Source organism: Streptomyces sp. CRN 30, from assembly GCF_034105845.1.
Genome location: NZ_JAVRHI010000230.1, coordinates 1 through 26,669, shown reverse-complemented (window position 1 = coordinate 26,669; position 26,669 = coordinate 1). Strand labels below are relative to the sequence as shown.

Here is a 26,669-nt window from a genome sequence, read left to right as displayed (position 1 = left end):
ACGGCGCGGGTGCGGGCGTCACCGTCGGGGCCGCCGAGGGCCTGCGTGCGGACGCCGCCCGTGGCGGTTCCCTCGGTGGCGCCCGCGGTGCCGAGCTGCCGGGCGAGGCTGTCGCCGACGAGCGGCAGGTAGACCTCGTCGACGAGCCGGTTGCGGACGAAGGCCGTCGTGGTGCGCGGCCGGTGGGCGTCCAGGCGCAGCCGGGCGCGTTCCGCGGCCACGAGGTCGGTGCGCCGGCACTGGTAGGCGCGGAAGGCGGGCACGTCCCGCTCGGCGAAGCGCCCGGTCCGGGCGAGGAACTCGTCGATCCGCAGGGCCAGGCGGCGGCCGGTGACGCGCGGGTGGGTGCCGAGCAGTCCCTCGACCGTGGTGAGCGGCGGGGCGTGGGACATGTGGCGGGGCAGGTCCGGGCAGAGCTCGGCGGCGACCGCCTCCGCGAGGTCCCCCGCCGTGACCCCGGTCCCCGCGCCGGTGTCCCGCGTCCCGGTGGCGGAGACGTACGCCGTGAGCCACGCCCCGGCCAGCTGGCGGCGTGCGTCCAGGTCGTCGAGGGCGGCCAGGTCGTCGGCGTACGCGGCGGCGTCGACCGTACGGCGGAAGGCGTCGAGCAGCGCGCGGGTGACGGCGGCGAGGACGAAGCCGTCGGGGCCGGTCGTCAGCTCCTCGAAGAGGTAGGCGGCCGCCGCGGGGGCGAGGGCGTCGGCGTCGGCCTCCGCGGGCCGGGAGGCCGACCGGGAAGCGGACCAGGAGCCGATCGCGCCCGCCAGCTCCTCCTCCAGCTCGGCGATCGCGGGCGCGAGGCCGAAGGTGTCGCGCGCCCGGGCCAGGGACACCGCCCGCCGGGTCCACGCCGTGCGCGCCCCGTCCGTGGCGCCGTGGGCCCAGAACAGCTGGGCGGCGGCACGGGCGGCGGGCTCGTGGCGCAGCGGTCCGGCCTTCTCGTACAGCGGGAGGAGGGCGGTGAGGATCGCGGTGGCGTCGTGCTCGTGGACGCCGCGCTCGTAGCCCTATGACCTCGATGATCCGGAAGCGCAGCTCCTCGCGCTTGGTGTACAGGTCGGTGAAGTCCAGCTGCTTGCCGACGGTCTTCAGCGCCTCGGAGAACATCGCGTGGAACAGCTCCTGCAGCGTGTTCCGGTCGCTCGCCCGCGCCGTGCCGACGGCCTGGGCGACTTTGACGACGTCCTCGACCGTCTTGCTGACCTTGACGAAGAGCGAGATGCGGATGTCGGCGCGGATGTTGTCCTTGCAGATCAGGCCCTCGCGGCCGGCCCGGGTGATCTCGACGGTCTTCACCGAGATGTCCATCACCTCGGCCTTGTGCAGCACGGGCAGCACGACCTGCCCGGTGAAGGTCACGTCGACCTTCCGCATTCTGGAGACGATCAGCGCCTTGCCCTGCTCCACCTTGCGGAACAGCCGGGAGACGGCGAACAGCACGACGGCGAGGAGGAGCAGGCAGGCGGCGGCGAACACGCCGATGAGAACCATGGGCACACATCCCTGAGAGCGAGAGGTGACGAGGGCAGAGGGGAAGAGCGGCGACGCGGCACGCGGGAACGAGCGGCGGGCGGAGCCCCTCGCCGACGGCGAGGGACGGTCCGGTCCGGCTCGGGTCAGACGCGGCTGTCGTGCGCCGCCGGGCGCGCCGGACCGGGTGCGTCGGGGAAGAGACGGTGCAGCGGCCGGACGAACCGGCAGGTCAGCCACCAGGCGCCCACCAGGGCACCGGCCGACACCGGCGGCCGCAGGAACGCGGTGAGGCCGTCGGAGGCCACGAGGGCGTCGAGCAGGACGGCCGCACCGACCCCGAGCAGCCAGCCGAGCACCGTCAGCAGCGACACCGCGACCGCCACCGGTACGCCGCCCATCCCCCAGGCGCCGAGGTCGGCGTCCCCGTCGAAGCTGTCCAAGGCCGCGGCGCCGACGGCGACCAGCAGCCAGAAGCACACGACCACGACCAGGGCGGCGGTGAACAGGATCACGGGAAGCCCGGTGGCGGCCTCCATGACGGTCAGCATCCCTCCGGCCCCCTTCCCCCGTATGCGCACAGGCGAACGACTACCGGCCCCCGCCGAAACCTCGGCCGGCCGAATTCCCGGCCGGTACCGGGAACCGGGCACCCCTTGATATCGGTGCCTGAGGCACCCGAGGTGCCCGGTTCCTCCGCTGTGCTCCCCTTGACGGAATCGTGCCCCAAGGCCCCCGCCCGCGCATTGCCGGTGTCCGGCAACGTTCATGCGGGCTTGCATGCCGGGAGGTTGCCGGTCGGGCGGCCCGGACGGCTCGGACGGCTCAGCCGGCTCAGCCGGTGCCCTCGGTGAGCACCTCCCGCACCACGCGTGCCGCGCGCTCCGCGTCCGCCCGGGTCACGTCGAGGTGGAACACGAACCGCAGCTGCGGCCGGCCGCCCGTGCACAGGACACCCCGGGCCGCGAGCCGCTCCACCAGGTCCTGCGGTGCGACGCCCGCGACGGGCCGCGCGAACACCATGTTGGTACGTGCCGCGCCGACCTCCAGTCCGGGCACGCCGTCGAGGACCTCGGCGAACAGCGCGGCGTTCGCGTGGTCCTCGGCCAGCCGCTCGACGTGGTGGTCCAGCGCGTACGACGCGGCCGCCGCCAGGACGCCCGCCTGCCGCATACCGCCGCCCAGGGCCTTGCGCCACCGCCGGGCCTCGCCGACGAACTCCCGCGAGCCGAGCAGCACCGAACCCACCGGCGCGCCCAGGCCCTTGCTGAAACACACCGACACGCTGTCGAAGTGCTCCGCGATCCGCCGCGCCCCGTCGTACGGGTCACCGCCGCCGGCCACCGCGGCGTTGAACAGCCTGGCGCCGTCCAGGTGCGTCGCCAGGTGGTGCTTGCGGGCGAGACCGGTGGCCGTCTCCAGGTACTCCACGGGCATCACCGTGCCGCCGAACGTGTTCTCCAGGCACAGCAGCCTGGTCCGGGCGAAGTGCGGGTCGTCGGGCTTGACCGCCGCCTCGATGTCCGCCGGGTCCAGCGTCCCGTCCTCCCGGTGCGGCAACGGGTGCGGCTGGATCCCGCCGAGCACGGCCGCGCCGCCGCCCTCGTGGGAGTAGATGTGTGCCTGTCCCCCCGCGATGTACTCGTCGCCCCGCCCGCAGTGGGTCAGCAGCGCGCACAGGTTGCTCTGGGTGCCCGAGGAGACGAACAGCGCGGCGGGGAAGCCGAGCAGCTCCGCGACCCGCTCCTGGAGCACGTTCACGGCGGGGTCGTCGCCGAACACGTCGTCCCCCACCTCGGCCCGCGCCATGGCGGCGCGCATCCCCTCGGTGGGGCGGGTGACGGTGTCGCTGCGCAGGTCTATGACGGTGTCCCTGGTGTCCATGACCCCCATTCCTACCGGGTGGCCCTCCCTGCCACCGCCCGCGGGGCGGCCGGGCCACGCCGGTCGGGGGCGTCAGGCCGGCGGGGTGGGACGCACCGCGAGGACGGCGACGTCGTCCGTGCTGTCCGCGGCGAGCCCGATGAGCAGTTCGTCGCAGAAGACGTGGAGCGGCTCACGGGCCAGGGCCGCGGTGTGCTGGCGGAGCCTGGTCATGGCCTCGTCGAGGTGTTCGCCACGGCGTTCGATCAGGCCGTCGGTGTACAGGAGCAGGGTCGAGTGGGGCGGCAGCACCTCGCGGGCGGTCGGGCGGGGCGTCTCGGGATCCATGCCGATCAGCAGGCCCGCCGCCGCGTCAAGGTAGCGGGTGTCGCCCTCCCGGGTGGTCAGCAGCGGCGGCAGATGTCCGGCGAGTGAGTAGTGCAGGCTCCGGGAGCCGTCCTCGCGGTCGTCCTTGAGCAGGCCGTAGATGCAGGTGGCGGTGGCCTGCCGGTAGAGGGTGTGGCTGGCGAGGTCCAGGCGGCGCAGCACGTCGCCGGGGGGTTCCTGCCGGTCCACCGCGATGCCGCGCAGCATGTTGCGCAGCGCGCTCATGGCGACGGCCGCCTTGAGGTCGTGTCCGGTGACGTCACCGATGACCAGTACGGTGTCGCCGCTGGGGACGACGAAGGCGTCGTACCAGTCACCGCCGACCTGCGCGCTGGTCGACGAGGGCGCGTAACGGGCGGCCAGGTGCAGGTGCTCGGTGTCGGGCAGCGCGGGCAGCAGGGACCGCTGGAGGCGTTCGGCGATGTGCCGCGTCTCCCGGTACAGGCGGGCGTTGTCCACGCCCAGCGCCAGCGCGGCGGCCACGTCCGAGATGAGCGGCAGATCCTCCTCCGTGAACGGGTGGGGCCCGCCGATACGGGCCACCGTCAGGGCGCCGAGCACCTCCCTGCGGGCCCGCAGCGGAGCGACGACGGCGCTGCCCACTCCCAGTTGCTCGAACAGGTCGAGCTGGCGGGCGTCCAGCGCACTGGTCGCCTGGCTCGGCGGCGGGATCTCGGTGAGCAGCAGGGGGCCCGCGCCGCGCAGCACCCGGGGCAGGGGTCCCCGCGCGGTCTCGCACATCGGCGGGAGCCTTCCCTCGTACGCTTCGGGCGGCAGCGCCGCGGCGTTGCGGTGGACGACGCGGACCCGGTCCAGCTGGTCGTGCTCGTCGAGCAGGTCCACCACGCACCAGTCGGCCAGCCGCCCCACCAGGACCTCGCACACCCGCTGCACCAGGACGTCCAGGTCCGGGGTGCCGGCGAGCGCGCTCCTGGTGTCGGCCAGCAGGGACAGCCCTTCCAGCGCCGTCCGCGTCCGGTGCACGTCGTCCCGGGCACCCGGTGCCGCCCCTTGCGTCGCGTCCTCCGCGGCCGTCTCCGGGTGCGGTGCCGCCCCCTCCGCTGCGACGGCCTCCGGGTGCGGACCGGCCGGGGTTCCGCCCGGCTCGAGCCGCGCCCTGTCGGGGGCGGCGGAGGTGTCGGGTGCGGGAGCGGGCTCACTCGCCCTGGGGATGAGCTGGGCGACGAACACGGTACGGCCGTCGGCGGCCTCCTGGGTCTGGATGAACAGGCGCACGGGGAGCAGCCCGCCGTCTCGGTGCAGCGCCGGCAGGGGCACGGAACGGCCCAGGATGCTGGGGTTCCCGGTGAGCAGCAGGGAGGTGAACGCCGCCACGTGGCGGTCCCGGAGGTGCTCGGGGACGAGGGCGGTGATCCGCTGCCCGACGAGCTCGTCCTCGTGCCAGCCCAGCAGGTCGGCCGCGGCCCGGTTCACCGCGATGACGCGGTTGGCGTCGTCGGCGGCGATGGTCGGGACCCTGCTGCCCTGCACCTGGCGGACGTCCCACGGCGTCAGCTCCGACGGCCTGGCGCTCGGCTCCCTGGGGACCAGGGTCCAGGCGGTGGGCTCCTCGCCGGCGAGCTGGCGGGTGATCTCCTCGAGCAGCCAGTCGCGGAAGGCGCGGATCTGGGGCAGGCCCGGCCGGCTGAGCAGGCGCTCCTGCCGGGCGGCGGCCTCGGCCAGGTCGAGCACCCCGCGCAAGGTGGGCACGGCGGTCGCGGCTTCCGCCGGGACGGACAGGCTGAGGGTGCGCATGTCCGCGTCGGACGGCTGGACGCCGAGCGCCGCCGCCACGCGGGAACTGATCACGTTGCTGATGTCGTGCGCGACGACGAGGTCCCGCGGCCGCACACCGAACCGGGTGCCGGCGGACACGGCGAGGAGGAGCTCACGCAGCAGCGCGTGCCGGTGCTGCTGCGACGCCGAGTACAGCGCGCACGGCAGGTCGACCAGCGTGACGGTGCCGGCGGCGGCCGTGGAGGAATCCGGGTCTCCGGCCCGCACCCCGGCGGACGGCACCTCGGGGGACGGCACCTCGGGGGACGCCACTTCGGAGGACGCCACTTCGGGGGGCCGCAGCTCGAACCAGACCGCCTTGCGGTGACCGTCGGTCGTGACCCCGTGGCGGGAGGACAGCTGTTCGACCAGGGCCCACCCCCACCCCGTACTGGCGTAGGGGTGACCGTACAGCGGGACCACATGGCGGTCCACCCTGTCGTCGACGACCCGCACGCGCAGCGTGCCGTCGGCCGCCCGCACCTGTACCTCGATCTCGCTGCCGGCATGCAGCACCGCATTGGTCACCAGCTCACCGACCAGCAGCTCGGCCACGTCCGGGTCGACCGGTCCGGCACCGTGCACAGCGGCTCGCACGAACCGCCGAGCCGACGCCGCACTGTCCGGTCGCGCGGGGAACCGCCGTGAGAGCCCCGGCGGATCTAGGCCGTCCATGGCCTCAGTCTGCGCCACCGGGCATCCGGCGGCCTCCTGACACGCGCCACGTCGTACCGGACCCCCGACGACAGCGGCCCACCACGAGGGAGACGTACGTCACACCCCGTACCTGTCAGGGCGCGCCCTGCTGTCCGGTCAGAGGGGTGCAGGCACCGGGAACGACGCCGCTGCCGGCGCCGGTACCAGCACCCTTGCCGATACGAACCGAAAGCAGGAGTCCACCATGGAAGCTCGTCTGAACCCCTTCGGCAGCCCGCTCACGGGCAAGTTCCTGCGGTCCCTGCGCGCCGCGGGCGCGGTCCTCGCGGAGTCCGGGCTCCCCTCCACGACGCAGGAGCTGGTGAAGATCCGCGCCAGCCAGATCAACGGCTGCGGTTTCTGCACCGACATGCACGTCAAGGAGGCCGCGCACGCCGGGGAGACCTCGCTGCGCCTCAACCTGATCGCGGTCTGGCGGGAGGCCACCGTCTTCACCGAGGCCGAGCGCGCCGCCCTGGAAGTGACGGAGCAGGGCACCCGCATCGCCGACGCGGCCGGCGGCGTCACGGACGAGGCCTGGGCGGAGGCCGCCAAGCACTACGACGAGGAGCAGCTGGGTGCCCTGGTGTCCCTCATCGCCCTCATCAACGCCTACAACCGCCTGAACGTCATCGTCCGGAACCCCGCCGGCGACTACCAGGTCGGTCAGTTCGGATGACCGGCGTCCGCCGCGCCGCCTCCGGCCGCCGCTGAGGGCTGAGGGGCTGCGGCCCGAGCGGAGCACCGCCCGACGCCACCGGCGGTGCTCCGCTCGCCCCACTCCCCCCGGCCGGCGCGGCTCGCGCGGCCGGCGAACGCCACTCGGGCAGCACCGGGCACACCCGTTGTGCTCACGCCTCCGGGCCGGCCGGAGAGTGCTTCGCGTGCCCTCGATCACGCTCTGCCCTCCCCGCCACGGAGCGGGCCAGGCTGGAGACGCCGCACCGTCTCCCCCGTGCCCCGCCCGCGACGCCGGAAGGCCGGTATGCACCTCGCCCCCCTCCAGCCCACCGCCCCCACACCCCTCATCGACGCTTCCGTCACGACGTCCGGGAAGGCGGCCGGAGCGTGACCGCGCGCACCGCCCCCGGGCATGACGCGGCCGGAGAGCCCGTCCGCGCGGGCCCGGTCTCGTCCCTGCGGTTCGTCCTGACCCATTCCCTGCCGCTCCTCGTCAAGGGCGGCGTCACCAAGCGGCCCCGCACGGTGGCCCTGCTGGTCGCGGTCCGGCAGCACCGGTGGTCGGCCGCCACCCTCCGCTCCCTGCGGGACCGGCACGGCGGCGCGCCCGTGCTGGTGCGCGGGCGGTCGGGCGGCATGCTCGTCCTGTTCGACCCGGCCGATGTCCAGCGGTTCTTCGCCGAACCGGTCGCACGGCTCGCCCTGGACGCCGGTGCCAAGGCCCGGATGCTCTCGGTCATGGAACCGACCGGCGTCATCTGCACCCACGGCCCGCTGCGCGAGGCCCGCCGCGCGCTCAACGAGCACGCCCTGGCCCATGACCGGGACACCCACCCCTGCGGCGCCGCCTTCCTCTCCGTCATCCGGGAGGAGAGCGCACCGCTCACCCGGGGGCCCCGGCTCACCCACCCGGAGCTGGCCCGTGCCGTCGAACGGATCGCCCGCCGCTGTGTGCTGGGTGACGCGGCGGCCGACGACGAGGAACTCCACGGCTGGCTGAGGTCGCTGCGCCGGAGGGCCAACTGGGGGACGGTGCGCCGCCCCGGCCCCGCCACCGCCCAGCTCTACGCCCGCGCCACCGTCCGGCTGCACGAGTACGCCGCCCACGCGCCCCCGTACACCCTGACCGGCCGCGCCCTGGCCCAGCCGTGCGCCGAGGAGATCGACCCGGTGGGCCAGGCCCACCACTGGTTGCTGGCGATCGACTCCCTGGCGTACGCCGCCGTCACGACCCTGGCCCTGCTCGCCGCCCGTCCCGCCGAACAGCAGGCGGTGTACGAGGAGTCGCTCGCCGGACGGGACTCCCGGCTGCGGGCCTGTGTACAGGAGGCCCTGCGGCTCTATCCCCCCGTCTCCGACCTGGTGCGCGTCCTGCGCGCCGACACCGAGTGGCGCGGGGTGTGCCGTCCGGCGGGCACCCAGGTGCTGGTTCCGATCGGCTTCCTGCAGCGTGACTCCTCACGCGTCGCGGACGGCGACCGGTTCGTGCCGGGCCGCTGGTCGGCCGAAGGCGCCGACCGGGACACCCGGACGGCACCCTTCAGCCAGGGCGGCGGCCGCTGCCCCGGCGACCGGTCGGCGCTGCTGATCACCACGGCCCTGTGCGACCAGGTACTGCGCGCCTGCCGCATCACCGGGAGCCGGCCGGCCCTCGACCCGCACCGCCCACTACCGGGCGCCCTGTCCCCCACCGGCATCCGGCTCACTCTGGCCCCACGCTGAAGGGAAACACATGCCGGACCGGACGGACCCAGAAGACCACCCGAAGGACCCGAAGGACGCGAAGAGCGCGAAGACCCCAAGGAACGCGGAGAACGCGAAGGCCCCAAGGAACGCGGAGAACGCGAAGGCCCCGCCCGACCCGGCCGTTCCCACCCCGCACGACCCCCACGCCTGCGGCCGGCCGGCCCAGCCGTACGAACCGCCCGGCGTCCTCGAACGCCTCGGCTCCGCCGCGTTCGGCCGGCTCAACGGCCGTCGCGCGTGGCACGAACTCCCCCCGGCCCTCGGCCTGCTCAACCTCCGGGTGCTCCGCGACGACCTCCGCCGTCACAACCTGCACGACACCTTCTCCGCGGGCGGCGAGCGGCCCCGCCGGCGAACGCCCGCCCTCGCGCCGTACCGCTCCTACGACGGTTCCGGGTACGACCCCGAGGACGAGGACATGGGCCGGGCCGGCACCCGGCTGGACCGCAACGCCCCGCTGCGGCTGACTTTCCCCGGCTCCGACGACGACCTGATGTCCCCCAGCCCGCGCGAGATCAGCCGCCGGCTGCTGGCCCGCCGCGGTTTCACCCCGGCCACCACGCTCAACCTGCTGGCCGCCGCCTGGATCCACTTCCAGACGCACGGCTGGGCCAACCACGGAGACAACGAGCGGGCCGAGCCCTTCACCGTTCCCCTCGCCGAGGACGACGGCTGGCGGGGCGCGTGCCCGATGCGGGTCAACCGGACCCGGCCCGATCCCCTCGCGCACACCACCCCGCACGCGCCGCCCACGTACGCGAACACCGTCACGCACTGGTGGGACGGCTCACAGCTCTACGGCTCCGACGAGGCGCAGTGCCGGTCGCTGCGCACCGGGGAGGGCGGCCGGCTCACGGTCGTGGACGGGCGGCTGCCCGCCGATCCGCGGCCGGGGCGGTCGTGTCTCGACGCGACCGGCATGAACGCCGACTACTGGACGGGCCTGTCGCTCCTGCACACCCTGTTCGCCAGGGAGCACAACGCCATCTGCGGCCATCTGCGCTCGTCCTATCCGGCCTGGGGAGACGAACGGCTCTTCCACACCGCCCGGCTGGTCAACACCGCGCTCATGGCCAAGATCCATACGGTCGAGTGGACACCCGGCATCCTCGGCACCCCGGTGGTGCGCCGGGCGATGAACGCCAACTGGTACGGCCTCCTGCCGCGCCGCCTCAGCCGGAGGTTCGGGCGGATCGGCCGGGGCGAGGTGCTCAGCGGCATCCTCGGCTCCCCCACCGCCCACCACGCCGCCCCGTACTCCATGACGGAGGAGTTCGTCTCGGCGTACCGGATGCATCCGCTGATCCCCGACGCGCTGACGATCCGTGACCACCGTACGTGCGGCGTCCGCGCGGTCATCGGCTTCGACGACATGCAAGGCCCCGCCACCCGGGCCGCCGTGGACGCCCACGGCATGAGCGACCTGCTGTTCTCCTTCGGTGTCGCCCATCCCGGCGCACTGGTCCTGCACAACCACCCGGACGCCCTGCGCGACCTCGTCCGGCTCACCGGCGAGCGCGTCGATCTGGGCACCGTCGACATCCTGCGCGACCGCGAGCGCGGCATCCCCCGTTACAACGCCTACCGGACGATGCTCCGCAAGCGTCCGGTCGCCTCCTTCGAGGAGCTGACCGGCGGGCACAAGGAGGACACCGCGCTCCTGGAGGACGTCTACGGAGGCCGGATCGACCGCGTCGACACGCTGGTGGGCAATCTCGCGGAGCCGCGGCCGGCCGGATTCGGCTTCAGCGACTCGCTGTTCCGCATCTTCGTCCTGATGGCCAGCCGCCGGCTGAAGAGCGACCGTTTCTTCACCACCGACTACCGGCCCGAGACCTACACGCCGGAGGGCCTGGCGTGGGTGGACCGCACCACCATGGTCGCCGTGCTGCTGCGGCACCACCCGGAGCTGGGCCCCGCCCTCCGCGGAACGGACAACGCCTTCGCGCCCTGGAGGGGCCGTTAGGGCCCAGCGGGCGGGTCGGGGCTCCAGCAGGCTCTCCACCTCGGCCGCGAAGAGCAGCGCGGGGTCGAACGCCATTCCGGTGAGGTGGCCCGAGAGTTCCAGGGACAGGACGCCGTGCAGCCGGGTCCAGAAGGCCAGGGCCCGGTGCAGGACCGCGGGCGGGGCGGGGTGCCCGTCCGCCCACGGCCGGTGGTCCTCCAGGTGCGTGTCGAACGCCGCCGCCGCAGGGCTGTCCGGACGCGGCGGCAGCGCGGAGCAGGCGTCGAGCAGCGTGTGCATGATCTCGCCGGCGTTCGCGGTGGTGTCGTCGGGCGCGTGGTAGCCGGGAATGGGCGTGCCGTAGCCGCGTCGGCGGCGTCCTGGGAAGCCGTGTGCAGGGCGTCGGCGAGGCTCCGGTACGCGTCACGGACCAGCTCGGTGATCAGCTCGTCGCGGCCGGCGAAGTACCGGTAGAGCGCGGGGCCGCTCATGCCCACCTGCTTGGCGATCGCGTTGAGGGACAGCGCCGACGCCCCCGCCGAGGCGATCTGCTCCCACGCGAGCGCCTCAGAGCGCCCCTTCTCCTCGACGCCGCCGGTCGTCGGGCTCCTCCGCCCTCAGGCGACCAGCGTCCGTGCCGCCGTGCGCACCGGGGACGGGGCTGGGGCGGGGGCCGGTGCTGGGGCCGGGGCCGCGGGGAGGCGCACCGGCGCGGGGGGCCTGCGGGCGGACGGGGCCGGAGTGCGGCCGGGCCGGACGCGGTACGTCGTCTTGCCCGGGTCCTCCAGGGGATCACCGAGTTCGATCCGGCCCGCGGAGTGCAGCCGGTCGCAGACCGGGGTCGGCAGGGCGACGTAGCACCCTCCCCGGTTGGTGCGGGAGTCGTACGCCTGCCAGTAGCCGTACCGGCGCCGGCCGCCCGCGTGCACGGTGACGAACACCGGGGTGCGGGTGTCGGAGATGATGCGGAGGACGTCGGCGTCGATGGCCTCGAACGGGATGTCGGAACGCGAGCGGGAGCGGGCACGGGGCTGGGCCATGAACATGATCAGACCTCCGTGATCGCTGTCTGCGGGGAACCCTGGGGGCGTCGGACGGCCATGTCATGGGGATCCTCCGCTGCCCTGCGGAAGGGAGACAACAGAACGACGGTCGAGGTCTGTGCGAAGACGGGTGACATCAGCTGTTGCCTTTCCGAGGGCAGGGACGCAAGATCACCTACCCCATCGAACCAGATGTTGACCTCATTTACTTAACTTTCTTCACGTCGCGTGTCGTCGTCCCACCGGGCCGGGCACGACCTACATTCCGCCGCGCATCTTCTGGGCCAGGTTCTGCAGCGCCGGCCCCAGGAAGAGCGCGCCGACCGCCGGCGGGGCGACCAGGCTGCTCGTGCCACCGCACTGGTTGAGGGAGCCCCCGACCGGGCCCTCGGTCGCGTTGCCGTGGAGGGTGCCGGTCCCGTGCGTGGTCGCGCCCCCCGCCCGGGCGCCCTCATCCGAGCCGCGGCACCCGGCGCCGGCGGCGGGCGGGGTGTCGGGCAGGGCACCTCCCGCCGACGCCGTCGTGGCGCCCCCGATCGCACTGACCGCGACCGCGGCGGAAAGAGTGAACAGCCTGAGCGTCCGGCGATGGCACATGTCGGGTGAACGAGGACCGCGCCTTTTCGGTCACCGGTTCTCACGCTCCGGCGCACCACTGGACGATTCCCGCTCCGGCGCCCCGGACGGCGCACCTTTTGCGGTGCGGCAAGGAGACCGGCAGGATAAAAAAGTGTGATTTGGAGGCGCATCGGACGATGTCGGACCATGGGGCCCGCCCCGGTGATCCCGGGCACCAGTTCGAGAGAGGCGCACCACCCCATGCACGTCACCGGGACCGCCCCGCAGCCGGCTCCGGCCTCAGCGCAGACCCCCGTGAGCCCCACCCCGGCGGACGACCCCGCCGGCGGCACCGGCAGACACGCCCGCCGCTTCGGTCTGCCCGTCGCCACCGCCCTGGTCACGGGCAACATCATCGGCGGCGGCATCTTCCTGCTCCCCGCCTCCGTGGCCCCGTACGGCACCGTCAGCCTGGTCGCCTTCGGCGTCCTGACCGTGGGTGCCATCGCCCTCGCCCTGGTCTTCGGCCGGCTCGCCCAGCGCGATCCGCGCACCGGCGGCCCCTACGTGTACGCCCGCGAGGCCTTCGGCGACTTCGCCGGCTTCCTCGCCGCCTGGGCGTACTGGATCACCACCTGGGTGTCGAACGCCGCGCTCGCCGTCGCCGCCGTCGGCTACCTCGACGTGCTGATCCCGGTGAACGACCACGTCTGGTCCGCCTGTCTGGCCGCACTCGTCCTGCAGTGGCTGCCCGCGCTCGCCAACTTCGCGGGCACCCGTTACGTGGGCGCCGTCCAGCTGGTCTCCACGGTGCTGAAGTTCGCTCCGCTGCTGCTCGTCGCGGTGGGCGGGCTGTTCTTCTTCGACGCGGACAACCTGGGCCCGTTCAACGCGAGCGGCGGCAGCACGATCGGCGCGGTGTCCGCCGCCGCCGGCCTGCTGCTCTTCTCCTACCTGGGCGTGGAGTCCGCCGCCGTCAGCGCGGGCGAGGTCAAGAACCCCCGGCGCAACGTCGGACGCGCCACCGTCATCGGCACCGCGGGCGCGGCGCTCGTCTACCTGCTCGGCACGCTGTCCGTCTTCGGCACGGTCGCCCACGACCGCCTGGCGGAGTCGACCGCGCCCTTCTCGGACGCCGTGAACGCCATGTTCGGCGGCGCCTGGGGCGGCTGGGCCGTCGCCCTGGCCGCGCTCGTGTCGATGACCGGCTGTCTCAACGGCTGGACGCTGCTGAGCGCCCAGACCCCGTACGCGGCCGCCAAGGACGGCCTGTTCCCCGCCGCCTTCGCGCACCGACGGCGGGGCGTCCCGACCGTCGGTGTCGGCGTCACCGTCGTGCTGGCCTCGCTGCTCACCGTCTACAACTACACGGCGGGCACGGCGCGGGTCTTCGACGTCCTGGTCCTGGTCACCACGTTCACCGCGACCGTGCCGTACCTGCTGGCCGCCGCCGCGCAGCTGTTCCACCTCGTCTCCGGGCGGCACGAACTGGTGGACCGCGGGCGGCTGGTGCGGGACACCGTGGTCGCGGCCGTCGCGGCGGCCTTCTCGATGTGGCTCGTGGCGGGCGCCGGATACGCGGCGGTGTACCAGGGCGTGCTGTTCCTGTTCGCGGGCGTCATCGTGTACGCGGTGATGGCGGCCCGGCGGCAGCGCACGCCCTAGGGCCTGTTGCGAAAGTCCCAACCGGCGGCGATCAGGCGGGCAGCGCGGCGAGCCACTCCGTCAGGATGCGGTTCACCTCGGCGGGGTGCTCCTGCTGCACCCAGTGACCGCAGTCGTCCAGCAGGTGGCAGGAGGTCAGCCCGGGAAGGGTGGTGGGGTAGGCGTCGATCGCGTCGGACAGCCACATGGTGCTCGCGTCCTCGCGGCCGCCGATGAACAGGGACGGCTGGGCGATGGGCGCGCCGTGGAGGTCGGCGAGCTCCTCCCAGTCGCGGTCCATGTTCCGGTAGCGGTTCAGTGCGCCGGTCAGGCCGGTCCGTTCGAACTCCCCGGCGTACACGTCGAGGTCCTCCTCGCCGAGCCAGGCCGGGAGTTGTCCGGCGGGGAAGCGCTCGCTCATCGTCCCGCCGCGGCCGATGAAGTGCGGGTCCGGGGCGCCGGAGGCGGGCATGGTGTCGGCGGACAGGGCCGCGTAGACGCCCGCGAGCCAGCCGCGCACGTCCGGCTCGATCTCGGCCTCGGCACGGCCCGGCTGCTGGAAGTAGGAGATGTAGAACTCGTCGTCCCCGCCCACGCGCGCGAACGCCTCGGTGGGCCGCGGTCCGCCGGGCGGGGTGTACGGGACGCTGAGCATGCCCACCGCGCGGAAGACCTCCGGCTCGAGCAGTGCGGAGTGGGCGGCGATGCCCGCGCCCCAGTCGTGACCGACGACGACCGCCGACTCCGCACCCAGCGCGCGCACCACCGCGACGTTGTCCGCCACCAGTTCGCGCATCCGGTACGCGGCGACGTCACCGGGCCGGGAGGAACGTCCGTAGCCGCGTACGTCCACGGCGACCGCCCGGTACCCGGCGGCGGCCAGGGCCGGCAACTGGTGGCGCCAGGAGTACCAGGACTCGGGGAAACCGTGCACGAGCAGCACCACCGGCCCGGTCCCCTGCTCCACCAGGTGGACGCGGCCTGCCGGTGAGGGGACGACGCGGTGGGTGGGGCGGGTGGCGTGCGCTGACATGTGTCCTCCGGGTCCGTTCGGTCGGTACCGTTCGGCGCCCATCATGCTGCGGAGGCCGTGGGAGGCGGAGCCGTGTTGCCGTTCCGGCAAAGTGTCGCTCCGCCCGGCCGCGCACGTGTCTACCGCAGGGCGGAGGCGCAGGTGGTGGGGGTGGCGTGGGCGGGGTCGAGGATGTTGGCGATCTCGTGGTGGGTGACGCGGTCGGTGAAGCCGACGGATTCGTGTGTGGCCAGGTCGGTCGGGCACAGGTCCTGGACGAGGACGTTGCGTACGTCCGGGCCGTGCAGGAACTGGGACCGGTACGGGGTGACCACCTGGTCGTAGCGGGTGGCGATCACGGTGTAGTGGACGCCGGGAACGGTGTCGCCGCCGGCGTTCAGCCTAGTCAGAAAAGGTGATCCGGCGAGCTGCTGGTTGACGGCCGGGAAGATGCGGTCGGCGGCCGGGACCCGCCGGGTGGCCGCGCGCACCAGCGGGGCCAGCCCGTGCAGGGTGGTGCCGTGGTTGCTCGGGGCGATGCCGATGAGGTGGTGCACCTCGTCCGCGCCGCCGAGGAACCTCAGGTAGTAGCGGGGCATCATGCCGCCCTGCGAATGGCCGATCACGTCGACCTCGTGGGCGCCGGTCGTGGCGAGCACGTGGTCGATGTACGAACGCAGCTGCCCGGCGGAACGTTCGATCGGCCCCAGGCCGTGCACCAGGGGCAGGCCCACCTGGCCGTAGTCCAGGGCGAAGACGCAGTAGCCGCGCCGCGCCAGGTCGGGGGCGAGAACGGCCCAGTTGGTCACCGAGTTGGCACCGGTGCCGTGGACCAGGACGACCGGCCGCGGGTGGGCCGGGGAGGGGCGGCATGAGTAGTCGTTCCACCCGCCGCCCGCCTCCGCCGCCGGGGCGGCGTGGGCCCCGCCGGTGGTCAGGGACGCGGCGGCCAGTACGGCGGCGGCGAGGAGCATACGCAGGGCGCGGAAGGGAAGACGGGAGGTCAGGCGGGCCATCGAAGGTCCTTACAGGGGTACGGAGCGAATGGGGCGGGGAGAACGCGACGGCTGTCGCCGTGTGATGTTCCGAGGGTCGTGTGAGCTGATGAACGACCCGTCCCGCGCAGGGGACACCGCCCGGCCGCCCAACCATTCGTGCCGGTTAATGTCCCGCCCGCGCTGACGCCCACCGAGGCCACGCACGGGCGACGTCCCGCGCCGTCGAGGTGGTGCCCCGGTCGTCACCGGCAGGCGGAACGGCCGCCCGGTCCGGGTCCGTCAGCGGGCCCGACCGCCGGTGCCCCGGCCCGGATCCCGCCCAACACACCACCCACAACCCCACAAAGCACAGCCCTCATCCGTACTATCTCCACGCCGGGCTCCGCGCGGCAGTCACCTCCGCCGCCGATCGGGCGCCGTCACGAGCGTCCATGCGTACGGCTCACGCCGGCCGTCACAAGTCCGGCCAGGAAACCGAGGAAAGGTCCACCGCATGCCCGAAAACACCACCACCGCCACCGACCTGACATCGCAGTACGCCACCCAGGTGGCCACCGACCTGGAGCGCAACACCGCCGAGCAGGAACGGATCAGCGCGGACATCGCCGCGCTGCAGCAGCAACTGACCGCCCTGCAGCACGATCACGCCGTGCTGGTCAACGTGCAGCAGGCGCTCGGCGCGGCACCGGCCGCCGCCTCGGCCGCCGCCGAGACCGGCGGCACCACCGTGCCCGCCCCCCGGGAGGACACCGCGACCAAGTCCGGCGCGCAGCGGCGGGCGCAGCCGAAGAAGAGCGCGGGCGCGCGGGGCCGCGCCGCGGACAAGAAGCCGGCCGCCCCGAAGACCGCGGGCAGGAGCACCGCAGGGAAGAAGGCGGGCACCGGGAAGCAGGCCACCGCGGAGAAGGCGGACAAGCCCACCCTGGTCGAACTCGTCCGCCGCCACCTCACGGAGCAGGGCGAGCCGCGTTCCGCCGCGGAGATCGCCACGGCGCTCGATCAGGCCCACCCCGAGCGCGGCATCAAGACCACCGTCGTGCGCACCACCGTCGAGGGGCTCGTGGCCCGGAACCACGCCCAGCGCACCAAGCAGGGGACCTCGGTGTACTACACCGCCCCCGACAGCGCCCAGCAGGCGCCGGAACCGGCCGACGGAAGCACGTCCGAGACGGCCTAGGGCCTGCCGTCACCCCTCCGTCGCCGCCCGGAGGGCGGGGGCATCCTCGCACCCGCCGCCGGAGGGGCGGCAGGACGGGCTGCCCGACGGGGCCCGGCCGTCGGGCCGGGCTCCCCCGGCCCGGTACGGCCCTGACCGGGACGACCGGACCGGGGGATCCCGGGCCTGCCGGGCCGCGGCGGCCGGCTCGCGCCCCTGGTTCTCACCGCAGGTCCCCGGCCCAGTCGAACCGGCGTCCGCCGTCCGCCCGGGGCACGTACCGGGCCCGGCCGCCGGGGCCGTGGCGTCCTATCTCGGTCGGCAGCTCGACCCCCTCGCGCCGGGCCCGGTCGGGCAGGTCGGTGACGTCCAGGAGCAGGCCGTCGAGCGGGCCGCCCACCAGTTCGCCGTAGGTACGCCCGGGCCGCGGGCCGGGATCGGTGTGATCGGCGCCGTACACCCGGCCCCGCATGATCTGCCAGTCGTCCACGCCCGGCAGCATCTCAGCCGGCACTGACAGTCCGGGGTGGCCGAGGCGCGCACCCGGTCCCGCACCGCGGTACCGCCCCGTGCGCTACCCGGCCCGGTAGCGCTCGGCCACCGACGCGCCGGGCCCGGCGCGCAGCCCGAGTTCGGCGGCGGCCAGGCCGTCCACGGCACCGGCGTCCGCCAGGCCGGGCACGCACAGCACCTCCCCGGTGTCCAGCGCGGCGAGCGAGGCGGTCACCACGTCGGCCGCGGGCATCCCGCCCTCGTCGTGGACGCGCTGCCGCTCGCCCTCGACCGGGCTGTCGCCCGCGCTGAGGTGGAACTCGGTGGCGGTGAGGCCGGGGCAGACGACCTGGACCCGTACCGGTGTGCCGGCCAGCTCGGCGGCGAGGGTCCTGGTGAAGGTCACCATGTACCCCTTGGTGCCCGCGTAGACGGCACGGTGCGGGAGGGGCCCGGGCGGCAGGGAGCCGGCGAACGCCAGCAGCGAGGCGACGTTGACGACGGCGCCCCGGCCGCGCGCCACCATCCCGGGGAGGGCGGCGCGGGCCAGCGCCGTGGGCGCCACGACGTTCACGTCGACCACCTTGGCCAGCAGCGTGGGATCGGCCTCGGTGAAGGGCCCGTACCCGTTGATGCCCGCGTTGTTGACCAGCAGGGACACGTCCGGGGCGGCCACCCGCTCCGCGACCCGGGCGACGTCCGCCGTCCGGGCGAGGTCGGCCACCAGCGTCTCCACCGCCGCCCCGGTGGAGTCGCGCAGCCGTTCCGCCAGCGCGGCCAGGCGTTCGGCGCGCCGGGCGACCAGGACCAGGCCGAAGCCGCGCGCGGCCAGCCGCCCGGCGTACTCGGCCCCGATGCCCGACGACGCCCCGGTCACCACGGCGGTGCCGGTCGTCCCGTTGTCTGCCATCTCCCGTGTCCCTTCCGTCCGCTTCCGGCCGCGCGAGAACCCGTCCGTCATCACATGATCACCGAGGGTCTCCTCCGGTGCGGTGCGGACATCCGCCGGCCGGAGGAACCACCCATCTGTGAAGGTCTCGTTCCGTTTGACGTCGGCTTTCATGATCGGGTCTTGCGGGCTCCTCCCCCATGAAGTAACTAGGTGCCTCATGAACTTGTTCAGCCGCACTTCCAGTCCCGCACCACGGCGCGCGGTGGCGCAGCCGGATCCGGCGGTCCGGCCGGCTCCGTCGGCGACGACGTCCCGGGCCGCCGTCCAGCCGGACCCCGCCCTCGCGGCCCTCTCCGGGGACTGGATGATCGATCCCGCCCACAGCAGGATCGGGTTCTCCGTGCGGCACGCCATGGTGACGACGGTGCGGGGCTCCTTCACCCGGTACGACAGCCGCCTCTACTTCGACGGCCGCAGGCCCGCCCGCTCCCGGGCCGAGATCGTGGTGGCCACCGGCAGCGTCGACACGGGTGTGGAGCAGCGCGACGGCCATCTGGTCGGCCGCGACTTCCTGGACTCCCGGCGGTACCCGGAGATGACGTTCCGGAGCACCGAGGTGGAGCTCGCGAGCAAGGACGTCTACCGCATGACCGGTGACCTCACCATCAAGAGCGTCACCGCCCCTGTCGTCCTGGAGCTGACCTACATCGGTCATGTGGTCGACCCGTTCGGTTACGAGCGGGTCGGCTTCGACGGCACCACCACCATCAACCGCTCCGACTGGGGCCTGACCTACAACGCCAGGCTGGCCGAGGGCGGGGCCATGGTGAGCGAGAAGGTGCGCCTCCAGTTCGACATCGCCGCCATCCGTACGGACTTCACCGGCTAGGGACCGTCCCCCGGCCGCCCGGGCCGGTCCGTGCAGTGGGTGTCGCGGACCAGCCGGTACCCGGGGACCCGGACCGCCGACAGCAGGGCGGCCCAGTGTGCCGCGCCGGCTTCGATGTCCCGTGCCACCCGTCGGCGCGCGGTGTCGTCCGGGGCGTCCGTCAGCGCCCGGGCGTGCGACCAGGCCTGTTCGCGCCAGAGGCGGAACAGCTGCGTCGCGGTGAGACCGGCGATCGGGTTCCACCGGTCGTCGGCCAGACCGACCACGGGGTCGTACCGCCGGGCGACCTCGCGTACCGCGGGCCCGTAGGCGCGCTCCAGCACCGTCTGGACACGGTCGTAGTCGGGTTTGCGGGAGGTTCCGTCGGGACGGGTCGTGCCGAGCCGGGCGAGGACGTACGGCATGTCGCGCTGGATGTGGGCGTTGGCCCCCAGCAGGACGTCCTGTCCGGCGTTCGCGTCGCCCGACCGGGCCGCCTCGAACGCGATCGCCCAGGCCCGCGGCACGGGACGGCCGGCGCGGTCGGCCCGCAGGGCGGCCAGGTAGCGGTCGACGAAGCCGGTGTTCAGGTCGCCCGCCGTCCACGACGGCTCCGCGAACGCCCCGGGCCGCAGGACCTCGGCCGCGAGCTCCCGCTCGAGGGCGACGTAGACGGCGGCGAAGGGCGCCCGGTGGTCACAGCCCAGCTCGTCCCGGAGGCCGGCGAGCGTGTGTTCCGCCTCGCCCACGCATCCGGACACCGGGCCGGCACAGCGTGGGTACGGTCCGGCCTCCCCTCCCGCGGCATTGGCTCCGGCGGGCACCGCCGCCGCCATGAACAGCGCTCCCGCCACCGCGAGCGCGCCCACCGCCCCTCGGCACCCCGACACCGTCCGTCGCACGGCCGCGCCCCCCGTTCGCCCGCCCACCACCGCTCGCCCGTCGGTCGGACAACGAACTCTCCGGCCCCGGGTTGCGGCCTCCCGGTGACGGCGTACGGTCGGGTGGAGGCGACAGACAACCGCCACCGCACGAAGGAGCAGGCGGATGGGCGTGAGACGGTGGCTCGACGCATGGCCGGTGTACCGGCAGCTCACCGGGACGGACCCGCTCGGGCGCGGCACGGCGGCGCGGTCCGCGCGCTCGGCCGGGCTGACGCCCCGGACGGAGGACGCCGACCGGGTGGTGGACTCGGTCTGCCCGTTCTGCGCGGTGGGCTGCGCGCAGCGCGTGTACGTGAAGGACGAGCGGGTCACCCAGATCGAGGGCAACCCGCACAGCCCGATCTCGCGCGGCCGGCTGTGCCCCAAGGGCTCGGCCAGCAAGCAGCTCGTCACCGGTCCGCAGCGTGAGCTGAAGGTGCGCTACCGGCCGCCCTACGGCACCGAGTGGCAGGACCTGGAGCTCGGCACCGCCATGGAGATGGTGGCCGACCGGGTGCTGGCCGCGCGGCGGAAGGGCTGGCAGGACACCGACGAGGACGGCCGGACGCTGCGGCGCACGATGGGGATCGCCAGCCTCGGCGGGGCCACGCTGGACAACGAGGAGAACTACCTCATCAAGAAGTTGTTCACGGCGCTCGGGGCACTCCAGGTCGAGAACCAGGCACGTATTTGACACTCCGCCACGGTTCCCGGTCTGGGAGCCTCGTTCGGGCGCGGCGGCGCCACCGACTACCAGCAGGACCTGGTCAACACCGACTGCGTCATCATCATGGGCTCGAACATGGCCGAGGCCCATCCGGTCGGGTTCCAGTGGGTGATGGAGGCCAAGGCGCGCGGCGCCCGGGTCATCCACATCGACCCGCGCTTCACCCGTACGAGCGCGCATGCCGACCAGCACGTGACGCTGCGGGCCGGTACCGACATCGCGTTCCTCGGCGGGGTGGTCAACCACATCCTCTCCCACGACCTGGACTTCCGTGAGTACGTGCGGGCGTACACCAACGCGCCGTTCCTGCTGAGCGAGCGGTACCGGGACACCGAGGACCTGGACGGGCTGTTCAGCGGGTACGACCCGGGCACCGCCGCGTACGACGCCTCCAGCTGGGCGTACGAGAGCGTCCGGGCGGAGGAGCGGCCGGGCCGCCGGGAGAAGGAGCAGACCGAGCCGTTCCGGCACGGGGCCGCCGGGCCGACCGTCGAGGGGACCGACACCGAGATCGCCTCCGATCCGGACCTCACACATCCCCGCTGTGTCTTCCAGGTGCTCAAGCGGCACTTCGCCCGGTACACCCCGGAGATGGTGGAGCGGGTCTGCGGGGTGCCGCGGGAGCAGTTCCTGGACGTGTGCCGCGCCTGGACGGCCAACTCGGGCCGGGAGCGCACCACCGCGCTGGTGTACAGCGTCGGCTGGACCCAGCACTCGGTCGGCGCGCAGTACATCCGGGCCGGGGCCATCGTGCAGCTGCTGCTGGGCAACATCGGCCGTCCCGGCGGCGGCATCTACGCGCTGCGCGGGCACGCCAGCATCCAGGGCTCCACCGACATCCCGACCCTGTTCAACCTGCTGCCCGGCTACCTGCCGATGCCGGACACCGGCCACGCGGACCTGGCCGGGTACGTGGACGCGGTCGGGCCGCACCGGACCAAGGGGTACTGGGGCAACACCGACGCCTACATGATCTCGCTGCTCAAGGAGTACTGGGGCGACGCGGCGACCGCGGAGAACGACTACTGCTTCGACTACCTGCCGCGCATCAACGGCGACCACGGCACGTACCGCACCGTGATGGACATGGTCGAGGGGAAGGTCTCCGGCTACTTCGTGCTCGGCCAGAACCCGGCGGTCGGCTCGGCGCACGGCAAGCTCCAGCGGCTCGGCATGGCCAACCTCGACTGGGTGGTGGTGCGCGACCTGACCATGATCGAGAGCGCCACGTTCTGGAAGGACGCGCCCGAGATCGAGACCGGGGAGATCGTCACCGAACGGTGCCGTACGGAGGTGTTCTTCTTCCCCGCCTCCTCGCACGTGGAGAAGTCCGGCACCTTCACCCAGACCCAGCGGATGCTGCAGTGGCGGGACCAGGCCGTCGAGCCGTCCGGTGACTGCCGCTCCGAGCTGTGGTTCTTCCACCACCTCGGCCGGCTGCTGCGGGAAAGGCTGGCCGGTTCGACGGACGAACGCGACCGTCCCCTGCTCGACCTCGCCTGGGACTACCGGATGGAGGGCGACGAGCCGGACCCCGCCGACGTGCTGCGCCGCATCAACGGCGTCGACCTGCGGACCGGCCGGGCCGTCAGCGGCTACGCCGATCTCAGGGCCGACGGCAGCACCGCCTGCGGCTGCTGGATCTACAGCGGGGTGTACGCCGACGAGGTCAACCAGGCGCGGCGGCGCAGGTCCCGGTTCGAGCAGGGCCCGTACGAGGCGGAGTGGGGCTGGACCTGGCCGCTGAACCGGCGGGTGCTCTACAACCGTGCCTCCGCCGACCCCGAGGGCCGCCCCTGGAGCGAGCGCAAGGCGCTGGTCTGGTGGGACGCGGAGGAGGGCGAGTGGACCGGGCACGACATCCCGGACTTCGAGCGGACCAAGCCGCCCCACTACCGGCCGCCCGAGGGCTCGTCGGGGCCCGAGGCGCTGGGCGGCGACGACGCGTTCATCATGATGGCGGACGGCAAGGCGTGGCTGTTCGCCCCCTCCGGGCTGGCGGACGGCCCGCTGCCCACCCACTACGAGCCGCACGAGTCGCCCGTCCGCAACCTGCTGTACGGCCAGCAGGGCAACCCCGTGCGCAAGGTGTACGGACGCCCCGACAACCCGTCCAACCCGGCCCCGCCCGAAGCCCACTTCGAGGTGTTCCCGTACGTGTTCACCGCCTCGCGGCTCACCGAGCACCACACCGCGGGCGGCATGAGCCGGCAGCTGCCGTACCTGGCCGAGCTCCAGCCGGAGCTCACCGTGGAGGTGTCGCCGGAGCTGGCCGCCGAACGCGGTCTGGCCCACCTGGACTGGGCCCACGTCATCACGAGCCGTGCCGCGGTGGACGCCAGGGTGCTCGTCACCGACCGGATGGCCCCGCTGCGGATCGACGGCCGCACGGTCCACCAGGTGTGGATGCCCTACCACTGGGGGCACACCGGACTGGTCAGCGGCGACGTGGTCAACGACCTGATCGGCGTGGTGGCCGACCCGAACGTGCTCATCCAGGAGAGCAAGGTGCTGACCTGCGACGTCCGGCCCGGGCGACGACCGCGGGGGCCCGCCCTGCTGGAGTACGTCCGCGGCTACCGCGAGCGGGCCGGCATCACCCCGCGGACCGGCACCCGCATCATGACGGCCGGTGACGGTCCCGGGCCGCCCCACATGGAACCGGACCAGGACCAGGACCAGGCCCCACCGGAAGGCTCCCCATGACCCGCGAGAACAGCTTCTACGGGCCGCTCGACGACCCCGCCGCGGACGCCGGCCACGTCGACCACCCACCGCGGGTGGGCTTCTTCACCGACACCTCGGTCTGCATCGGCTGCAAGGCGTGCGAGGTGGCCTGCAAGGAGTGGAACCTCGTGCCCGAGGACGGCCTCGACCTGACGGGCATGTCGTACGACAACACCGGCATGCTCGGGGCGTCCTCCTGGCGGCACGTCGCCTTCATCGAGCAGCAGCGCCCGCTGGGCCTGCAGGAGACGGGCCTGCCGGACCTGCCCACCGGGCCCTCCGTGACCGATGTGCAGCAGGAGGTGGTGGCCGAGGGGCTGCTCCACGCCGAGCGCGGCGGCGCCCAACTGGGCACCGGCCCGGTCGACCTGGAATTCCCCTCCTTCGACCTGCCCGGCGCCACCACCGGCGCGGAGGGCCGCACGGACTTCCGCTGGCTGATGTCCTCCGACGTGTGCAAGCACTGCACGCACGCCGGCTGCCTCGACGTCTGCCCCACCGGGGCGCTTTTCCGCACCGAGTTCTCCACCGTGGTGGTGCAGCAGGACATCTGCAACGGCTGCGGCTACTGCGTCTCCGGCTGCCCGTACGGGGTGATCGACCGGCGGCCCGACGACGGCCGGGCCTGGAAGTGCACCCTCTGCTACGACCGGCTGCGCGGCGGCCTGGAACCGGCCTGCGCCAAGGCCTGCCCGACGGACTCCATCCAGTTCGGCGTGCTGGACGAGCTGCGGGAGCGCGCCGACCGGCGCCTCGAACAGCTGCACGGGCTGGGGGTGGAGGAGGCCCGGCTGTACGGGCGCGACCCGGACGACGGGGTCGGCGGCGACGGCGCGTTCTTCCTGCTCCTCGACGAACCGGAGGTGTACGGGCTGCCGCCGGACCCGGTGGTGCCGACCCGCGACCTCCCCGAGATGTGGACGTACGCGGGTGTGGCGGCGTCCGCGCTGCTCACCGCGGCGGTGGCGGTCTTCGTGGGCGGAGGGCGGCGATGAGCCAGGACGACGGCATCCTGCGGGAGCCGCGCAGTGACGCCGGGGCGGCCGACATGACGGCCCGTCCGTTCGGCACCGACCGGCACGGCGGCGGGAAGGGCCGGGGCGGCGACGGCGGTGACGGCGGCCGGGAGCGGTCGATGGTGCCGCGCGCGGAGTTCCGCTCGTACTACGGCCGGCCCGTGCTGAAGCCGCCGGTGTGGGACTGGAAGATCGCCGGCTATCTGTTCACCGGCGGGCTGTCGGCGAGTGCGGCGCTGCTCGCCGCCGGGGCGGACCTGACGGGCCGTCCGTCCCTGCGCCGGGGGTGCCGGGCGGGCAGCGCCGCCGGTCTGCTGGCCAGCATGTACCTGCTGGTCGCGGACCTGGGGCGGCCCGAGCGGTTCCACCACATGCTGCGCGTCGCCAAGCCCAGCTCCCCGATGTCCATCGGCACCTGGATCCTCGTCGCGTACGGACCCGGCACCGTGCTGGCGGCCACGGCCGAACTGCTGCCCGCCGCCGTGCGCGCCACGCTGCCCGGGAAGCTGCTGCGCCTCGCCGCCCGCCCCGCCGGGCTGGCCTCGGCCGTCGTCGCCCCGGCGGTCGCCTCGTACACGGCGGTACTGCTCTCCCAGACGGCCGTGCCGGCCTGGCACGAGGCCCACCGGCAGCTGCCGTTCCTGTTCACCGGTTCCGCGGCGGCGGCCGGGGGCGGCCTCGGCATGGTGGTGGCCCCGGTGGCCGAGGCGGGCCCCGCCCGGCGGCTCGCGGCGGCCGGTGCGGCGGCGGAACTCGTCACCTCCCGGCTGATCGACCGGCGGCCCGGCCTGGTGACCGAGGCCTACACCACCGGGCGGGCGCACCGGCTGCGCCGGGCGTCGGAGTACCTGACGCTCGGCGGGACGGCCGTCGCGGTCACCCTCGCCCGGCGCAGCCGGACGGCCGCCGCGGCCGCCGGTCTCGCGCTGCTCGCGGGCAGCGTCCTGCAGCGCTTCGGCACCTTCGAGGCGGGTGTCGCCTCCACGAAGGACCCGGCGTACGTGGTGGTGCCGCAGCGGGAGCGCCTGCGGATGGCGGCTGAGGCTGAAGGGTCGGGAGAGCCGGAGGGATCGGAGGAGTCGGGGAAGTGATCGGCGCGGGCCCGGCCGTCGGTCCTCACATGAAGTTGCGGGTGTGCAGGGCCGACAGGTCGGCCGCCTCGTCGGCGGGGAAGCCCAGCCGGACGAGCCGTCGCTGCCGCCCCTGGTCCATGGCCTCCAGGAGGTCCTGGACATGGCGGTGACCCCGGGCGACGGCCGCGGGTTCCCAGCTGCCGGCGGCCAGGACGAGGAGCGCGTCCATGACGTCCTGGTTGAGCCCGGCGGTGTCCCGCAGCATGTCGTGGCGGCGTTCGACCGCGCCCCGCAGCCGGCCCCTCAACGCCGGGTCCACGGACGCCCGGTGCTCCAGGTGGGCCACCCCGAACGCGACGTGGCGGGCCTCGTCCTGGTGGGCCAGGCGGACCACCGCGCGGGTCACCGGATCGGGGGCGTGGCGGTCCAGGAACGACAGCAGGTTGAGGAAGCTGCCCTCGCCGAGGACGGAGAGCAGGAACGAGGCGAGCGCGAAGTCCGGTTCGGTGAGCAGACCGGCGAGGGAGGCGCGGCCGCCGGCCGACGAGGTGCCCAACGCGCTGGTGCGCAGCAGCGCCCGGCGGGTGAACACCTCCACGTGCCGGGCCTCGTCCGCGGCCTGCACCGCGAGCAGCTGGACGACCTCCCGGAAGTGCGGGTGGATGCGCGTCAGCAGCCGCGCCGGCACCACGAGGGCCGCCTGTTCGTTCTCCACCAGGTACGTCATGACCTGCACCACCGCCGCCTCGATCGCGGGCGGCAGGTCGAAGGGGGCGTCCCAGGGCACCGCGGTGGCCGGGTCCCACTGGGCGGCCGCCGCGTGGGCGTACAGCCGGGGGGCGACGTCGGCCCACACCCAGTCCCGTTCGGCCAGGTCGAAGCCCGGGGCCGGCGCCCCCTCCTCCACCAGGGCGCCCCGGGCGGCCAGCCCCCAGCCGGGGTCCGGCCGGGCGACGATCCCGTCCGGCGCCGGGCC

General features: G+C 73.9%; 20 protein-coding genes and 3 pseudogenes. 9 read left to right on the top strand and 14 right to left on the bottom strand.

What is annotated here, in order from left to right; translation table 11 throughout:
- The 5 genes and pseudogenes from UW392_RS24705 to UW392_RS24685 form a co-directional block, all read right to left on the bottom strand.
- Window positions 1–1,007 (bottom strand): annotated as a pseudogene (locus UW392_RS24705) (DNA repair ATPase); the annotation flags it as partial.
- Window positions 1,000–1,491 (bottom strand): annotated as a pseudogene (locus tag UW392_RS24700) (SPFH domain-containing protein); the annotation flags it as partial. The pseudogenes UW392_RS24700 and UW392_RS24705, both read right to left, overlap by 8 nt.
- 125 nt (window positions 1,492–1,616) lie before the next feature.
- A complete protein-coding gene (locus UW392_RS24695) occupies window positions 1,617–2,021 on the bottom strand; it encodes a hypothetical protein (protein ID WP_320777302.1) in 405 nt (134 codons plus the stop codon).
- Between the two features lie 283 nt (window positions 2,022–2,304).
- Window positions 2,305–3,354 carry a low-specificity L-threonine aldolase gene (gene ltaE / locus UW392_RS24690; protein WP_320777301.1) on the bottom strand — a complete coding sequence of 350 codons (1,050 nt, stop codon included), beginning with the start codon at window positions 3,352–3,354 and terminating at the stop codon, window positions 2,305–2,307.
- 72 nt (window positions 3,355–3,426) lie between these two features.
- Entirely contained in the window at window positions 3,427–6,171 is a 2,745-nt protein-coding gene (locus UW392_RS24685) for a SpoIIE family protein phosphatase (RefSeq protein WP_320777300.1), read from the bottom strand.
- Window positions 6,172–6,397: 226 nt separating this feature from the next.
- On the opposite strand from UW392_RS24685, the gene UW392_RS24680 reads away from it, so the two are divergent.
- The 3 genes from UW392_RS24680 (at window position 6,398) to UW392_RS24670 (ending at window position 10,585) form a co-directional block, all read left to right on the top strand.
- The gene (locus UW392_RS24680) at window positions 6,398–6,871 is read left to right on the top strand and encodes a carboxymuconolactone decarboxylase family protein (protein WP_320777299.1); all 474 of its coding nucleotides are present in this window, start codon (window positions 6,398–6,400) and stop codon (window positions 6,869–6,871) included.
- A 389-nt stretch (window positions 6,872–7,260) separates the two neighbouring features.
- Window positions 7,261–8,595 (top strand): cytochrome P450, encoded by a 1,335-nt coding sequence (locus UW392_RS24675; protein WP_320777298.1) that lies wholly within the window; start codon window positions 7,261–7,263, stop codon window positions 8,593–8,595.
- A gap of 10 nt (window positions 8,596–8,605) precedes the next feature.
- Complete coding sequence (locus UW392_RS24670; RefSeq protein ID WP_320777297.1) at window positions 8,606–10,585, top strand: peroxidase family protein; 1,980 nt, start codon at window positions 8,606–8,608, stop codon at window positions 10,583–10,585.
- An 18-nt stretch (window positions 10,586–10,603) separates the two neighbouring features.
- On the opposite strand, the pseudogene UW392_RS24665 reads toward UW392_RS24670, so the two are convergent.
- The 3 genes and pseudogenes from UW392_RS24665 to UW392_RS24655 form a co-directional block, all read right to left on the bottom strand.
- Window positions 10,604–11,124 (bottom strand): annotated as a pseudogene (locus tag UW392_RS24665) (TetR/AcrR family transcriptional regulator); the annotation flags it as partial.
- A 57-nt stretch (window positions 11,125–11,181) separates the two neighbouring features.
- Window positions 11,182–11,604 carry a hypothetical protein gene (locus UW392_RS24660; protein ID WP_320777296.1) on the bottom strand — a complete coding sequence of 141 codons (423 nt, stop codon included), beginning with the start codon at window positions 11,602–11,604 and terminating at the stop codon, window positions 11,182–11,184.
- A gap of 261 nt (window positions 11,605–11,865) precedes the next feature.
- Window positions 11,866–12,204 (bottom strand): hypothetical protein, encoded by a 339-nt coding sequence (locus UW392_RS24655; RefSeq protein ID WP_320777295.1) that lies wholly within the window; start codon window positions 12,202–12,204, stop codon window positions 11,866–11,868.
- A 222-nt stretch (window positions 12,205–12,426) separates the two neighbouring features.
- Here UW392_RS24655 and UW392_RS24650 point away from each other — a divergent pair, with 222 nt between their 5' ends.
- Window positions 12,427–13,830 carry an amino acid permease gene (locus UW392_RS24650; RefSeq protein WP_320777303.1) on the top strand — a complete coding sequence of 468 codons (1,404 nt, stop codon included), beginning with the start codon at window positions 12,427–12,429 and terminating at the stop codon, window positions 13,828–13,830.
- Window positions 13,831–13,861: 31 nt separating this feature from the next.
- Here UW392_RS24650 and UW392_RS24645 read toward each other — a convergent pair whose 3' ends face one another.
- Together UW392_RS24645 and UW392_RS24640 are read right to left on the bottom strand one after the other, a co-directional pair.
- The gene (locus UW392_RS24645) at window positions 13,862–14,842 is read right to left on the bottom strand and encodes an alpha/beta hydrolase (RefSeq protein ID WP_320777294.1); all 981 of its coding nucleotides are present in this window, start codon (window positions 14,840–14,842) and stop codon (window positions 13,862–13,864) included.
- A gap of 119 nt (window positions 14,843–14,961) precedes the next feature.
- Window positions 14,962–15,837 carry an esterase/lipase family protein gene (locus UW392_RS24640; protein WP_320777293.1) on the bottom strand — a complete coding sequence of 292 codons (876 nt, stop codon included), beginning with the start codon at window positions 15,835–15,837 and terminating at the stop codon, window positions 14,962–14,964.
- A gap of 475 nt (window positions 15,838–16,312) precedes the next feature.
- On the opposite strand from UW392_RS24640, the gene UW392_RS24635 reads away from it, so the two are divergent.
- Complete coding sequence (locus UW392_RS24635) at window positions 16,313–16,996, top strand: hypothetical protein (protein ID WP_320777292.1); 684 nt, start codon at window positions 16,313–16,315, stop codon at window positions 16,994–16,996.
- 202 nt (window positions 16,997–17,198) lie between these two features.
- On the opposite strand, the gene UW392_RS24630 is transcribed toward UW392_RS24635, so the two are convergent.
- Together UW392_RS24630 and UW392_RS24625 are read right to left on the bottom strand one after the other, a co-directional pair.
- Window positions 17,199–17,477 carry a hypothetical protein gene (locus UW392_RS24630; protein WP_414496692.1) on the bottom strand — a complete coding sequence of 93 codons (279 nt, stop codon included), beginning with the start codon at window positions 17,475–17,477 and terminating at the stop codon, window positions 17,199–17,201.
- 72 nt (window positions 17,478–17,549) lie between these two features.
- Window positions 17,550–18,377, bottom strand: coding sequence for an SDR family oxidoreductase (locus UW392_RS24625; RefSeq protein ID WP_320777290.1), 828 nt, complete (start codon window positions 18,375–18,377; stop codon window positions 17,550–17,552).
- A gap of 199 nt (window positions 18,378–18,576) precedes the next feature.
- Between UW392_RS24625 and UW392_RS24620 the strand changes: the two genes are divergently transcribed.
- Window positions 18,577–19,248, top strand: a complete 672-nt coding sequence (locus UW392_RS24620) for a YceI family protein (RefSeq protein ID WP_320777289.1) — start codon at window positions 18,577–18,579, stop codon at window positions 19,246–19,248.
- Here UW392_RS24620 and UW392_RS24615 read toward each other — a convergent pair.
- The gene (locus tag UW392_RS24615) at window positions 19,245–19,976 is read right to left on the bottom strand and encodes a DUF5995 family protein (protein ID WP_320777288.1); all 732 of its coding nucleotides are present in this window, start codon (window positions 19,974–19,976) and stop codon (window positions 19,245–19,247) included. The two genes, UW392_RS24620 and UW392_RS24615, sit on opposite strands and share 4 nt — an antisense overlap.
- A gap of 298 nt (window positions 19,977–20,274) precedes the next feature.
- Between UW392_RS24615 and fdh the strand changes: the two genes are divergently transcribed.
- Genes fdh through nrfD form a run of 3 tightly spaced genes read left to right on the top strand, consistent with a single transcriptional unit; the run spans window position 20,275 to window position 25,711 of the window.
- Entirely contained in the window at window positions 20,275–23,583 is a 3,309-nt protein-coding gene (gene fdh, locus UW392_RS24610; RefSeq protein WP_320777287.1) for a formate dehydrogenase, read from the top strand.
- The gene (locus tag UW392_RS24605) at window positions 23,580–24,599 is read left to right on the top strand and encodes a 4Fe-4S dicluster domain-containing protein (protein WP_320777286.1); all 1,020 of its coding nucleotides are present in this window, start codon (window positions 23,580–23,582) and stop codon (window positions 24,597–24,599) included. Before fdh ends, UW392_RS24605 begins: the two co-directional genes overlap by 4 nt.
- Window positions 24,596–25,711 carry an NrfD/PsrC family molybdoenzyme membrane anchor subunit gene (nrfD, locus tag UW392_RS24600; protein WP_320777285.1) on the top strand — a complete coding sequence of 372 codons (1,116 nt, stop codon included), beginning with the start codon at window positions 24,596–24,598 and terminating at the stop codon, window positions 25,709–25,711. The genes UW392_RS24605 and nrfD overlap by 4 nt, the downstream gene beginning before the upstream one ends.
- Before the next feature lie 25 nt (window positions 25,712–25,736).
- Here the strand turns inward: nrfD and UW392_RS24595 are convergent.
- Window positions 25,737–26,669: ferritin-like domain-containing protein (locus UW392_RS24595; protein ID WP_320777284.1), on the bottom strand; the 933-nt coding region annotated here is incomplete at its 5' end.